The sequence below is a fragment of the Mesorhizobium sp. BR-1-1-10 genome (assembly GCF_020165595.1).
In the GTDB taxonomy this organism is placed as follows: domain Bacteria; phylum Pseudomonadota; class Alphaproteobacteria; order Rhizobiales; family Rhizobiaceae; genus Mesorhizobium; species Mesorhizobium australicum.
Map to the genome: position 1 here is coordinate 292,381 of NZ_JAIUIL010000002.1, position 12,138 is coordinate 304,518.

The window sequence follows — 12,138 nt, forward strand, 5'->3', positions numbered from 1 at the left end:
TTTAGGCAATGATCGCCGCGCCGGATTCAGGCGGTCGCCAGGTCGTCAACGCGTACAAGGGCTTGCAGCATGTCGCGGCGAACAGGATTCGCCCGACCTGCCGCAGGCTTCTGATTTTATGCATGTCGTTGTCCCGCAACCGAGGACACTTCGGGGCGACATGCATTAGTGCCGTGCCGGTCGTTTCTGCAGGTATATGACGACGCGAAAGACGATATAGAGCAGCGCCACGCAGGCATGCGAGACGATAATCAGCAGACGATGGCCGAAAAGCTCGGGAAAGCCGGCATACATGACCGTCTCCGTGACCGCGCAGATGAACCAGATCACCGGACCCCAGGACGCCAGCATCCACAACCCCGCCGCGGCGAAGGGAAAGAACACGGCGAGCATCACCGCCGCCACCTGCCAATGCACCGGCATAAGGTCGAACCGCCACAGCGAGCCCGGATAGAAGCCGATCAGCTTGATCCAGTAGAGGATGCCGAACAGCAGGCAGTAGCCCGCGATGACGCGCTGGAACCAGGCGAAGATCACCTCGACCGTCGAGGGCTGCAGGATGACGCGTCTCGATGTCACTTCGCTCACAGCTCGAGCTCCCGATCGCCGAGCGGGGCAAAATAGGCCTCGACATCCGCCTCGCTAACCGCATCGATCGCTGCCGGCCGCCATTGCGGCTTCGAGCCCTTGTCGATGATGGCGGCACGGATGCCTTCGTAGAAATCGTGGCCGGCCAGCATCCGGTTCAGGATGCGGAACTCCATCCTCATGCAGTCGTCCATCGACAATGTCTGCCCGGCGCTGATCTGTCGCCAGGCGACGCGAAGGCTGGTCGGCGAGCGCGTGCGGATCGTTGCCAGCGTCCCGGTGGCGAATTCGTCATTGCCCGCGCGGTCCAGGCTGTCGATCAGATCCGGCAGCGACGGTTGGGCGAAATGGCGGGAGATCGCCTCCAGGATCGGCCTGTCGGTCTCCCGCTTGGCCGGAACAAAGAAACCGCGCAGCACCGATTCCGGATCGCCCGTCAGCGCCAGCCGATCGAGGAAGCTTGTCTGGTCTTCAGCCTTGATGGTGTGGGTGGCCAGCCCAGACCACAGCGCATCGCCATAACGAATGCGGTTCCCGGTCAGCGCCAGGTACATGCCGAAGGAACCGCCAAGGTCGGGCAGCAGATGACTGGCGCCGACATCCGGGAAAAAGCCGATGCCGACCTCCGGCATGGCGAACTGGGCATTCTCGGTCATCACCCGGTGCGAACCGTGGAAGGAAATGCCGACCCCGCCGCCCATCACGATACCGTCGATGAGCGCCACATAGGGCTTCTTGAAACGCGCGATGTAGGCGTTGAGGCGATACTCGTCGGCGAAAAAATCGACCGGTGGGTTTCCAGCCCGGCCGGCTTCGTAGATGTGCAGGATGTCGCCCCCGGCCGAAAACGCCCTGCCCTCGGCCTTGACCACGAGGACATCCACACCCTCGTCGCGCTCCCAAGACCGCAGGGCCTTGCCCAGCGCCTTGATCATGCGATGGGTGACGGCGTTGAGCGCCTGCGGCCGCGTCAGCGTGACGACCCCGGCCCTGCCCAACCTTTCGAAGCGAATTTCGTCGCCTCCACCAAAATCCATCGCCAGAGAATCCTTGTTCCCGCGCCTGCGGGACTGAAGTGCTAAAGGCGGCACATGGGTGCGTCAATGGCTGCAGCCTGGCCGCCTCGATCTTGGCGGCTAGCGGTCGCCGATGCTAGACATTGGTGGCCGGTACGACAGGCCGAGAGCAGGATAGTTAGCCATGCCGCAATTTTTGCGCTTTGCCTTTGTTCTGAGTTGCCTGCCGTTTTTGTGGGCAACCAATGTCCCCGCAGGGGCAGCCGACCTTGGCGACCTTTACCACTCGCAGACCATTGTCACCGGCCAGGGTGAAGAAAATCGTCAGCTCGGCTTCAGGACCTGCCTCGACAAGGTGCTCGTCCGTGTTTCGGGCGATCAGCGGCTGCTTGCCAGACGCGAAATGGACGCGCTGCGCGACAAGGCCGGCAGCTTTGTCGACTCGTTCCGCTACCATGACCGGATGGAGGGCATTCCGATCCATGACGAGCAAGGGACGCATGACCGGCCGCATGATCTCACCTGCTTCTACAAACCTGACGTGATCGACAGGCTGCTGGCGTCGCTCGGCAGCAGGCCCTGGCTTGGCGATCGACCGACACTCACCGTCTTCCTCACGACCGAACAAGGCGCGCGGCATTTCATGCTGAGCGCCGAGGAAGGACGTGGCGAGACGATGCGCGAATCCTTCGTCAATGCCACCGGTCCGATGCTGATGCATGTCGCGTTTCCGAAAGCCGCGCAACTTGCCGACTTTGGTGAAGGAGCGCTACGCGCGACGGACATGGCAAGGCTGGATCGGGTGGCCAAACAAGCCGGAGGCGACCGAGCGCTCGCCGGCAGCATCGTATGGAGCGACGAGGAACTGGGGTGGATCGCCGATTGGCGACTGGCCGATCACGGCAAGACCTATCGTTGGCAGGTGCGCGGTGTCAGCTTCGACGAGGCGTTCCGCGTGGCAATCGGAGGCGCGGCACAGATCCTTTCGGGCAACGGGCAGCCCTGAACCAACAGGCGTGGTGGACAGCGCTACAGGGAGCTTTCGGCACTGGCACAAACGTGTCGCATTGGTCAGCACCAAGGGCTCGTGGTAAAAGCCACCGATCCGGAGTTTTGGCCATGAACAAATTCACCCCAGCAAAAGCTGCCGGCGCGCGCAGCGTCGATGACGTCACCGGCAGCCGCCGCCTGCGCCGCATGCGCAAGGCCGACTGGTCGCGCCGGCTCGTGCAGGAGAACAGGCTTTCGGTCGACGACCTGATCTGGCCGATCTTCGTCGTCGAGGGCAGGAATGTCCGAGAGCCGATTGCCGCCATGCCCGGCGTCTTCCGGCTTTCGGTCGACCTTGCCGTCAAGGAGGCCGAACGGGCGGCCAAGCTCGGCATCCCGGCCCTTGCCACCTTCCCCAACGTCGATCTCGGCCTGCGCGACCAGACGGGTTCCCACATCCTCGACCCTGAAAACATCATCAACCGCGTCACACGCGCCATCAAAGACGCGGTACCCGAGATCGGCATCATCACAGACGCCGCACTCGACCCGTTCACGAGCCATGGCCATGACGGCATCCTGCGCGATGGCATCATCGTCAATGACGAGACCGTCGAACAGGTCGCGGCGGCGGCCGTCATCCAGGCAGCGGCCGGCGCCGACATCATCGCGCCGTCCGACATGATGGACGGCCGTATCGGCGCCATCCGCGACGCGCTCGACGCCAGCGGTTTCCAGGACGTGGCGATCATGTCCTACGCCACCAAATTCGCCTCGGCCTTCTACGGCCCCTATCGCGAGGCGGTCGGCACCGCCGGTCTGCTCAAGGGCGACAAGAAGACTTATTATATCGACCACGCCAATTCGGACGAGGCGGTGCGCGAGGCCGAACAGGACCTCGCCGAGGGCGCAGACATGCTGATGGTCAAGCCCGGCCTGCCCTATCTCGACATCATCCGCCGGCTGAAGGACGAATTCCAGATGCCGACCTTCGCCTACCAGGTCTCGGGCGAATATTCGATGATCAAGGCGGCTGATTCCAATGGCTGGATCGATGGAGAGAAGGCGATGCTGGAATCGTTGCTCGCCTTCAAGCGCGCCGGCTGCGACGGCATCCTGACCTATTTCGCACCCGAAGTGGCTGTGATGCTGAAGGGGTAGCCCGGCTTCCCGGGCAAGGCACTTCAGTAGATGTCACCACTCTTTCGACTGGTCGGCGGTTCTATCGAAAACCCGCTGACAAAAACTGGCGGCTGCAGCTATGATGGGAGCGGCCGGCAGCCCGCACCTCGGCCAAGAGGTATGGCGAACGCCTCCTGAGGATGCTTCCTGACCCGTTTCACCGTCGGGCGAAGGTGTCGGCATTGCGGGCACTGACAAAGGCTTCGCCGTGACCCGAAGAAACGGACATGCTTGCCTATCGCGATGCCAAGACGATGGCGAAAGCCATGCGGGAGGCGCTTGCCGCCCGCGACCTGCCGATCAGGCACAGCGAGGCCCTTGAGATCGTCGCGCGCCACTGACCGGCCAATGAGGCGGCGACCGTAGCTTGGCGGCAAGATTCGGAAATACCTTTTTTCCGCCTCGAAAACCGCTTGCAATTCAAGATCAGTTTGCTAGAAGAAACCACTTGCAAAATACAACCGGTTCTCAAGGAGGAGGTCCTCATGTCCAAACTTCGCGTCAACGCTTTCAGCCTGTCGCTTGACGGCTATGGCGCCGGTCCCGATCAGAGCCTTGAAAATCCGCTCGGTGTCGGCGGACCGGCCCTGCACAAATGGGCTTTCAGCACTCGCACCTTCCGCAAGATGTTTGGCCAGGAAGGCGGCGAGACAGGCGTTGACGAAGACTTTGCGGCGCGCAGCTTCGAGAATGTCGGCGCCTGGATCCTCGGCCGCAACATGTTCGGGCCGATCCGGGGCGAGTGGCCTGACGACAGCTGGAAGGGTTGGTGGGGCGACAATCCGCCCTATCACGTCCCGACCTTCGTGCTGACTCATTACAAGCGCGATCCCATCGTGATGGAAGGCGGCACGACTTTTTATTTCGTAACCGACGGCATCCATTCGGCTCTCGAACAAGCCAAAGCCGCCGCGTCAGGCAAGGATGTGCGGGTCGGCGGCGGCGTCTCCACCATCCGGCAGTATCTGCAGGAAAAGCTGATCGACGAGATGCACCTGGCGATCTCGCCGGTGCTGCTTGGCAGAGGCGAGAACCTTTTTGCGGGCCTCGACATGCTGAATCTGGGCTACCAGTGCGGCGAACAGGTGGCGACGGCACTGGCCACGCACGTGGTGATCAAGCGGGCGTAAGGTGGCGAAACCCTCGACGAAAGCCCATTTCTCCCCGTCACTATACGGGGAGAAAGACAAAACTCTCGCTCAATACTTCTCCGGCACGTAAAGCTCGCGCGGCAGCACCTGGCGCTCGTATTCCGGGTTGAAGACGCGCTCCGGCAGCGTGATCTCCTCGTGCGGCACCTCTTCATACGGCAGCTGCTTGAGCAGATGGTCGATGCAGTTCAGCCGCGCGCGCTTCTTGTCGTTACCCTCGACGATGAACCAGGGCGCCTCGGGAATGTTGGTGCGGGCGAAGGTCTCCTCCTTGGCCTTGGTGTAGTGTTCCCAGCGCACCCGCGACTGCAGGTCCATCGGCGACAGCTTCCACTGTTTCATCGGGTCGTGGATCCGCATCAGGAAGCGCATTTGCTGTTCCTCGTCGGTGATCGAGAACCAATATTTGACCACGGTGATGCCCGAGCGCACCAGCATGCGCTCGAACTCCGGCACGTCATGGAAGAACTCCTCGACCTGCTCGGGGCTGGCAAAACCCATTACCCGTTCGACGCCGGAGCGGTTGTACCAGGAGCGGTCGAGCAAAACGATCTCGCCGCCTGCCGGCAAATGCGGGACATAGCGCTGGAAATACCATTGCGACTTCTCGCGTTCGGTCGGAGCCGGAAGCGCCACGACGCGGCAGATACGCGGATTGAGCCGCTGTGTGATGCGCTTGATGACGCCGCCCTTGCCAGCGGAGTCGCGGCCCTCGAATATCACCACCAGTTTCTTCTTGTGGTAGGCGACCCAGGATTGCAGCTTGATCAATTCGGACTGGAGGCTGATCAGGTCGCGAAAATACTGCATGCGATCGATCGAAGGCGGATGCGAGTTCTTGTAGATCTTGGCGATCTCCATCGAGAGGGCCGGCTCCGACATTTCGAGCTCATAGTCCTCGTCGAGCGTGTCGGCGAGCTCGGCTTCAAGCCAGTCCTTGGCAGGGGAATTCTGTTTCAGCTCGGTCATATCAACTGCTCCGCTTGCAAGCCCTGTCGGTTACCACTGGGCGCTCCAATTGCTGGCCAATGGAAACACCTGAGCCGACTTCAATATAGGCCGGCAGTGACGGTTTTATTGCAGCACAGGCGCAATTGCCGGCGTTTCAAATTCCGCAATGTACGATCGATCGACCGTCGTCGCATGGCGACAAGCCGGCCGAATTGTCCTACAAATGCGCGGTCGCCTTCCAGGCCTGCCTTGCCGGCACGCCTCTTCAACAAAATCGTGAGGATCTGACATGGAATACCGCACCCTTGGCCGTTCCGGCCTGAAGGTTTCGACACTGACGCTTGGCACCATGACATTCGGCGGCGCCGGGCCCTTCGCCGCGGTCGGCAACAGCGATCTCGCCGAAGCCAAGCGGATGATCGATATGTGCATCGATGCCGGCATCAACCTCATCGACACCGCCAATGTCTATTCCAACGGCCTCTCCGAAGAGATCATAGGCGAAGCTCTCGGCGGCAAGCGCAAGAACGATGTGCTGATCGCGTCCAAGGCGCGGATGCGGATCGGCAAGGGCCCGAACGACGAGGGCCTGTCGCGCCATCATCTGATCCGTGAATGCGAGAGCAGCCTGAAGCGCTTGAAGACCGATGTCATCGACATCTATTTCGTCCACCAATGGGACGGCCTCACTCCGCTCGAGGAGACCGTTGCCGCGCTCGACAGTTTGGTCAGCCAGGGCAAGGTGCGCTACATCGGCTGCTCCAACTATTCCGGCTGGCAGGTGATGAAGGCGCTTTCCATCAGCGACAGCCGTCACCAGCAACGCTTCGTCACCCAGCAGATCCACTATACGCTGGAAGCGCGCGAGGCCGAGTACGAGCTCTTGCCGATCTCGGTCGACCAGGGGCTGGGCGTTTTGGTCTGGAGCCCGCTCGCCGGCGGCCTGCTGTCGGGCAAATACCGCCGCGACAGCCCGACCGCTCGCCAGCTTGCCGGCTGGTCCGAGCCGCCGATCCGCGACGAGGACCGGCTGTGGCGGATTGTCGATGTGCTGGTCGAGATCGGCAAGGATCGTGGCGTCTCGGCGGCGCAGGTGGCGCTCGCCTGGCTGCTTGGACGCCCTGCCGTCTCCTCGCTGGTGATCGGTGCCCGCAATGACGTTCAGCTCAAGGACAACCTTGCGGCGGCGGCCCTGAAGCTCGGCACCGAAGAACGCCAGCGCCTCGACGCGGTCAGCCGGCCGGCTCTGCTCTACCCCTACTGGCACCAGCAACTGACAGCGAAGGATCGCTTCGGCCCCGCCGACCTGGTTCTCGACCGCAGCGATATCTGATCGGCGTCAGGCCGAGAGCAGAGTTAGCTGCCGATAAACCGCCAGAGTTCGGGATCGGGTTCGATCTGGCCGCCGAGCACGAAATATTTGTAGAGGACCAGCAACGAGATCGCATGCTCGTCCCGTTCATTGGAGAATTTGCGGCAATAGGCATTGGCTGCGGCGATGATGCGCTCCGCCGCGGCCGGGTGCGCTTCGAAATAGCGCACTTTTTCGCCGAGATCGGCAAAATCCGGGTCGAGCGGCGCATAGTGGACACCGGCCTCGAGCTGGCTCTCGCCAAACCATGTTTCGTAGGTCGGCGGCGGCATCAGACAGAGCGAGTTGGAATTCATGATCCATTTGAGGTTGGTCGCCACGTCATTGCCCTCCAGCGAGACGATGTAGCGATAGCGCAGGTGCTGGCTGATGCTGAGGAAAGGCTTGCTGTACTTAGCCGGTGCGCTGCGCTTGTGCGAACCGGCATCGCAGAACGGCAAGTCGCGCGCGACATCCAGGAACCGTGTCCTGATCGGGTTGTTGAGGTCGCCGCGCCAGACCACGGCAGGGCGCTTGTCGGCGAAGGCGACGGTATCGACGGGCATGTGGAAGTGGCGGAATTTGTTGAACTTCATGACGACGGCATTGCCGTTGTCGGCGCGGATCGGCCGGTCCTTGACGAGGGTCGGCAGCTTGGGCACGCCGATGACATCACCGAACTTCAGGTCGATAAGCAATGATGGATCGAAATAGCGGGCAAATTCCTTCAGGTCGTAATAGTACATGCTCGGTTCAAACGGTATCTTGTCGATGCGCACAGCATCCGGGCCTGGTGTAAAAGCGTCCTGCAGCTTGTTGTAGTGATTCAGTCGCCGGCGCACGGCCTCGTCCGAGAGCCTGGCCTGCTGCAGGCGGCTGGCCAATCGCCGCCGGAAGATCGCCTGGGGCGCGATATCGCGCATGACGTTCCGCGCATAGTAGAAGACCTTTGCCGTCGTTCGTTGGAGGGTGGCCATGGACTCTTTTGATCAAAGATAAACGCGGTTGAACAAGTGAAGGTCGGGATGGTTCCCGCAGCATGATTGCCCTACCATCCAGCCACGCATTCCGATAGCGCCCGAATGCGGCTGGCGGCCTCGACCGAGCGCCGCAACTAGCCCGTTATGTAGCGCCACACCTCGGCATCCGGTTTGATCTGGCCCGACAGCACGAAGTATTTGTAGAGCACCAGCAGGGAGATCGTCTGCTCGGTCTGTTCGTCGTCGAATGTCCGGCAATAGGCGTTCGCAGCCGCGATGATGCGCTCCGCCTCCGCCGGATTCCGCTCGAAATAGGCGACGTGGTCCTCAAGGTTCGAGAAATCCGCCGCGAGCGGCACATAGTGGACGTTGGCTTCGAGCTGCCGCTCCGCAAACCAGGTCTCATAGGTCGGCGGCGGCATCATGCAGAGCGACTTCGAATTCATGATCCATTTGAGATTGGTCGCCACGTCGTTGCCCTCGAGCGAGACGATGTAGCGATAGCGCTGGTGCTGGCTGATGCTGAGAAAAGGCCTGGCGTATTCGGGCGGTGCGTTCGGCTTGTGCGAACCGGCATCGCAGAACGGCAGGTCGCGCACAGCGTTCAGAAATCTTGTCCTGATCGGATTGTTGAGATCACCGCGCCAGACAACGGACGGCAGCTTGTCGGCGAACGACATCGCGTCAGCCGGCATCTGGAAATGACGAAACTTGTCGAGTTTCATGATGATCGCGTTCTTGTCGTCAGCACAGATTGGCCGGTCCTTGACGATCGAAGGCACCTTGGGGACATTCCTGACGTCGCCGAATTCCAGGTCGATGAGCAGGCCGGGATCGAAGTAGCGGGCGAACTCCTTCAGGTCGTAATAGTACATGGTCGGCGTGAAGGGCAGTTTGCCGATGCGCATGGCATCGGCGCTTGGCGCGAAACCATCCTGCAACTTGTTGTAGTAATTCAGCCTGCGGCGCGCCGCCTCACCGGAAAGCCTGGCCCTTTCGAGACGGCCAGCCAGCCGGGCACGAAACAACGCTTGCGGAGCGACATCGCGCGCGACGTTTCTCGCATAATAGAAAACTCTTGCTGCGGTCCGCGAAATTGTGGCCATCGGTCACTTGATCAAAACAAACGGGCGGTTCTCAATTCATGGCGCCCGCATGTCCTACATCATTGTGGCGCCGATCTGGCAAGCGCCCGCATCTCTTCGATGCCAGCAGCCACGCATTGTCGCTTCGGCTGTTGTGTTTGACGGCTAATGCTCCTAGGCAGGCTCAGGGCCGCAAGGCAGTCACAAAAAGGAGCCGACATGGCGCGAGCACCAAACTACGATCAGGAACGCAAGGAGCGCGACCGCCAGAAAGCGGCCAAGAAGGCTGAAAAGCTGGCGGCCAAGGTTGCCGCGCGCGAACGTACGAAGCCTGAAACCGAGACTGAGACCGAAACGAAGGATTAACGGCATCCGGCCCGCTAATGCGGGCCGAGCCTCAAATCCAATTGTCAGCCCAAACCGCGAGCTAATATCAGGCTGGCGCCTTGTCGCTGATGAAGACATCCACTTCCCGCGCCGCGGCGATGAAAGCGCGCCTGGCATTCATCGCCGGCTTGTCGCCGGCGAGCGCGTCGTGACAGGCCTGCAGCGCCGCACGATGCTTGGGGCTGCGCTTGCCGGGCCAGTTGTTGAGGAGGTAATCGGAAGCCTCCCTTGCCGAACGCAAGAGCTGAGTGCTTCCCGCCGTGACGGATTTGACGGTCACAGGTGTTTCAAACCGGTTGTTTTCCATCGCCGCTCTTACGCCATCGGCTTCCTTGAAGCGAGGCCGAAAGTGCGCTTCACGTCAGACCCGTCTGTTTTTCCGGCCAGCGCGCCGCAGCGCATGGACCGCACTAAGCGGCGACGACGGCAAATCCCCTGGCGCGAAGGCCACGTCGGTCGTTGGCAAGCGACGTCACCAGCCGATCACGGCTGCCGATGATGTGGGCCGACAGCAGCCGCGCGGCTTCATCAGCCTGACCGAGGCGTGTCGCGGCAAGAATGGCGCGATGTTCGACCCAGGCACGGCCAAGGGCCGTCTCGTCACGCACTTCCAGCCAGCGGGCGCGCGACAGGCGCGTCATCGCGTCACGAACCGCCCGGAACAGGAATTCGTTGCCGGAGAGCCGCGCCAGCTCGATGTGAAAATCCATGCCGACACGATGCCACTCCTCGCGCGGCGTATCTTCGTCGCAGGAATCGAGCATCGCCTCGATGACATCGATGGCGCTCTTGTCGGCTTGCCCGCACGTCAGCCGCAATGACGCGATCTCGACCGCCTCGCGATAGACCGCAACCTGCTCGAGTTCGGCCAGATTGATGGGCGAAACGGTCCAGCCGCGCCCGTCCCTGCCGACCAGCCCCTCGGTCTCCAGCCGCAGCAGCGCCGCCCTGACAGGCGTGCGCGAGGCGCCGAATTGGCTTTCGATCCAGCGTTCGGTCAGCCGCTCTCCCGGCCCGATCTCGAGCGCCAGGATCATCTCGCGAAGCTGCCGTTCGACATTCTGCATCTGCGACATCGCGCGCCCTTTCCGAAGCCGCATTGACAGCGGCCGGCGTGAAGTTCATGACGGAGACCAATTTGGTATCCCAAAATGGTATCCGCAACAAGCGCTGATACCGGGCAGGCAGGGCATGACGCAGGAAGACACGCAGCAAAGCGGCTACAACATTCACTGGCGGCGCAATCTCGCGGTCTGTTTCGCGGGCTCGTTCAGCACGCTCATCGCCATGACCCTGCTGTTGCCATTCCTGCCGCTCTATGTCGAACAGCTCGGCGCACAGGGCCACGCGGCAATCGTGCAGTGGTCCGGCGTCGCTTATGGCGCCACCTTCTTCGCCGCGGCCACAGTAGCGCCGCTATGGGGGCGCCTGGGTGACCGCTACGGGCGCAAGGTGATGCTGGTGCGCGCCTCCTTCGGCATGGCGATCTGCATGTCGCTGACGGGCATGGTCGAGACGGTCTGGCAACTGGTTCTGCTGCGCCTGCTGATCGGCTTCGCGGGCGGCTATTCCTCCGGTTCAACCATACTGGTGGCCATGCAGACGCCGAAGGAGCGTTCCGGCTGGGCGCTTGGCGTGCTGTCGGCGGGCATTACGGCGGGCTCGCTGGTCGGTCCCCTGTTGGGCGGCGTGCTGCCGCCGGTGATCGGCATTCGCGCCACCTTCCTCTTGTCAGGCGGTGTGATCTTCCTCGCCTTCCTGGCAACGACCTTCCTCATCAAGGAGAGCCCGCGCCCGAAGCCAGCCAAACCGGTGTCGGCGGCAAAACCGAAAAGCGGCTGGTCGCAGATCCCGGACAAGCGCCCGGTCGTGGCCATGCTGACCACCGGCATGCTGCTCGCCTTCGCCACAATGTCGATCGAGCCGATCATCACCGTCTATGTGCAGCAGCTCATTGAGGACCAGAGCAGGGTGACGCTCGTCGCCGGCGTTGTGATGTCGGCCGCCGCGCTGGGCACCATCCTCTCGGCGTCTTGGCTCGGCAAGCTCGCGGACCGGATCGGGCACTGGAACGTTGTCGTGGGAGCACTGGCGGTTTCGGCGCTGCTCCTTATCCCGCAGGCTTTTGTCACCAATAGCTGGCAGCTTATCGGCCTGCGTTTCCTGATGGGCCTGGCGCTGGGCGGCCTCCTGCCCTGCATCACCAGTGTCATCAGGCACAACATCCCCGACGGCGTTGGCGGCAACGTGCTTGGCCTGGCGATCTCGGCGCAGTATGTCGGACAGGTCGCGGGGCCACTGGCCGGCGGTTTTGTGGGCGGCCATTTCGGCATGCCGGCGGTGTTTCTCGGCACGTCGGTGCTGATGGCGCTCGGGGCGGCCTACAACTGGACCGTCCAGTCGCGGCGGACGCGGCATATGGCGCTGGAAGCGCGCAAGCCCTGACGCTTGCTGAAG

The 12,138-nt window shown here is 62.1% G+C and carries 14 protein-coding genes; 7 read left to right on the top strand and 7 right to left on the bottom strand.

Features of this window, described 5'->3' with window-relative positions; translation table 11 throughout:
• Positions 1 to 165: 165 nt before the first annotated feature.
• The gene (locus LB555_RS04410; protein WP_015318253.1) at positions 166 to 588 is read right to left on the bottom strand and encodes a DUF6163 family protein; all 423 of its coding nucleotides are present in this window, start codon (positions 586 to 588) and stop codon (positions 166 to 168) included.
• Positions 585 to 1,625 carry an enoyl-CoA hydratase/isomerase family protein gene (locus LB555_RS04415; RefSeq protein ID WP_224682347.1) on the bottom strand — a complete coding sequence of 347 codons (1,041 nt, stop codon included), beginning with the start codon at positions 1,623 to 1,625 and terminating at the stop codon, positions 585 to 587. The genes LB555_RS04410 and LB555_RS04415 overlap by 4 nt, the downstream gene beginning before the upstream one ends.
• Before the next feature lie 163 nt (positions 1,626 to 1,788).
• Here LB555_RS04415 and LB555_RS04420 point away from each other — a divergent pair, with 163 nt between their 5' ends.
• The 4 genes from LB555_RS04420 to LB555_RS04435 all read left to right on the top strand — a co-directional run bounded on the left by LB555_RS04420 (position 1,789) and on the right by LB555_RS04435 (position 4,906).
• Positions 1,789 to 2,610 carry a DUF2066 domain-containing protein gene (locus tag LB555_RS04420; RefSeq protein ID WP_224594310.1) on the top strand — a complete coding sequence of 274 codons (822 nt, stop codon included), beginning with the start codon at positions 1,789 to 1,791 and terminating at the stop codon, positions 2,608 to 2,610.
• A 113-nt stretch (positions 2,611 to 2,723) separates the two neighbouring features.
• On the top strand, positions 2,724 to 3,755 hold the full coding sequence (gene hemB, locus LB555_RS04425) for a porphobilinogen synthase (RefSeq protein WP_224682348.1): 1,032 nt from the start codon (positions 2,724 to 2,726) through the stop codon (positions 3,753 to 3,755).
• A gap of 248 nt (positions 3,756 to 4,003) precedes the next feature.
• Positions 4,004 to 4,117, top strand: coding sequence for a glyoxalase superfamily protein (locus LB555_RS04430; protein ID WP_411970752.1), 114 nt, complete (start codon positions 4,004 to 4,006; stop codon positions 4,115 to 4,117).
• A gap of 144 nt (positions 4,118 to 4,261) precedes the next feature.
• Complete coding sequence (locus LB555_RS04435; protein WP_140720783.1) at positions 4,262 to 4,906, top strand: dihydrofolate reductase family protein; 645 nt, start codon at positions 4,262 to 4,264, stop codon at positions 4,904 to 4,906.
• Positions 4,907 to 4,975: 69 nt separating this feature from the next.
• Here the strand turns inward: LB555_RS04435 and ppk2 are convergent, their stop codons facing one another.
• Positions 4,976 to 5,896 carry a polyphosphate kinase 2 gene (gene ppk2 / locus LB555_RS04440; RefSeq protein ID WP_015318259.1) on the bottom strand — a complete coding sequence of 307 codons (921 nt, stop codon included), beginning with the start codon at positions 5,894 to 5,896 and terminating at the stop codon, positions 4,976 to 4,978.
• Positions 5,897 to 6,167: 271 nt separating this feature from the next.
• On the opposite strand from ppk2, the gene LB555_RS04445 reads away from it, so the two are divergent.
• Complete coding sequence (locus LB555_RS04445) at positions 6,168 to 7,211, top strand: aldo/keto reductase (RefSeq protein WP_140661935.1); 1,044 nt, start codon at positions 6,168 to 6,170, stop codon at positions 7,209 to 7,211.
• 23 nt (positions 7,212 to 7,234) lie between these two features.
• On the opposite strand, the gene LB555_RS04450 is transcribed toward LB555_RS04445, so the two are convergent.
• Together LB555_RS04450 and LB555_RS04455 are read right to left on the bottom strand one after the other, a co-directional pair.
• Entirely contained in the window at positions 7,235 to 8,206 is a 972-nt protein-coding gene (locus LB555_RS04450; protein WP_224682349.1) for a glycosyl transferase family 90, read from the bottom strand.
• A 137-nt stretch (positions 8,207 to 8,343) separates the two neighbouring features.
• Complete coding sequence (locus tag LB555_RS04455; protein ID WP_015318262.1) at positions 8,344 to 9,315, bottom strand: glycosyl transferase family 90; 972 nt, start codon at positions 9,313 to 9,315, stop codon at positions 8,344 to 8,346.
• A 198-nt stretch (positions 9,316 to 9,513) separates the two neighbouring features.
• Here LB555_RS04455 and LB555_RS04460 point away from each other — a divergent pair, with 198 nt between their 5' ends.
• Complete coding sequence (locus LB555_RS04460; RefSeq protein ID WP_015318263.1) at positions 9,514 to 9,660, top strand: hypothetical protein; 147 nt, start codon at positions 9,514 to 9,516, stop codon at positions 9,658 to 9,660.
• A gap of 67 nt (positions 9,661 to 9,727) precedes the next feature.
• Here LB555_RS04460 and LB555_RS04465 read toward each other — a convergent pair whose 3' ends face one another.
• Positions 9,728 to 9,961, bottom strand: coding sequence for a DUF982 domain-containing protein (locus tag LB555_RS04465; protein WP_245262889.1), 234 nt, complete (start codon positions 9,959 to 9,961; stop codon positions 9,728 to 9,730).
• Positions 9,962 to 10,091: 130 nt separating this feature from the next.
• Positions 10,092 to 10,757 (bottom strand): GntR family transcriptional regulator, encoded by a 666-nt coding sequence (locus tag LB555_RS04470; RefSeq protein WP_140661933.1) that lies wholly within the window; start codon positions 10,755 to 10,757, stop codon positions 10,092 to 10,094.
• Positions 10,758 to 10,872: 115 nt separating this feature from the next.
• Here LB555_RS04470 and LB555_RS04475 point away from each other — a divergent pair, with 115 nt between their 5' ends.
• Complete coding sequence (locus LB555_RS04475; RefSeq protein WP_140661932.1) at positions 10,873 to 12,126, top strand: MFS transporter; 1,254 nt, start codon at positions 10,873 to 10,875, stop codon at positions 12,124 to 12,126.
• Positions 12,127 to 12,138: the final 12 nt, after the last annotated feature.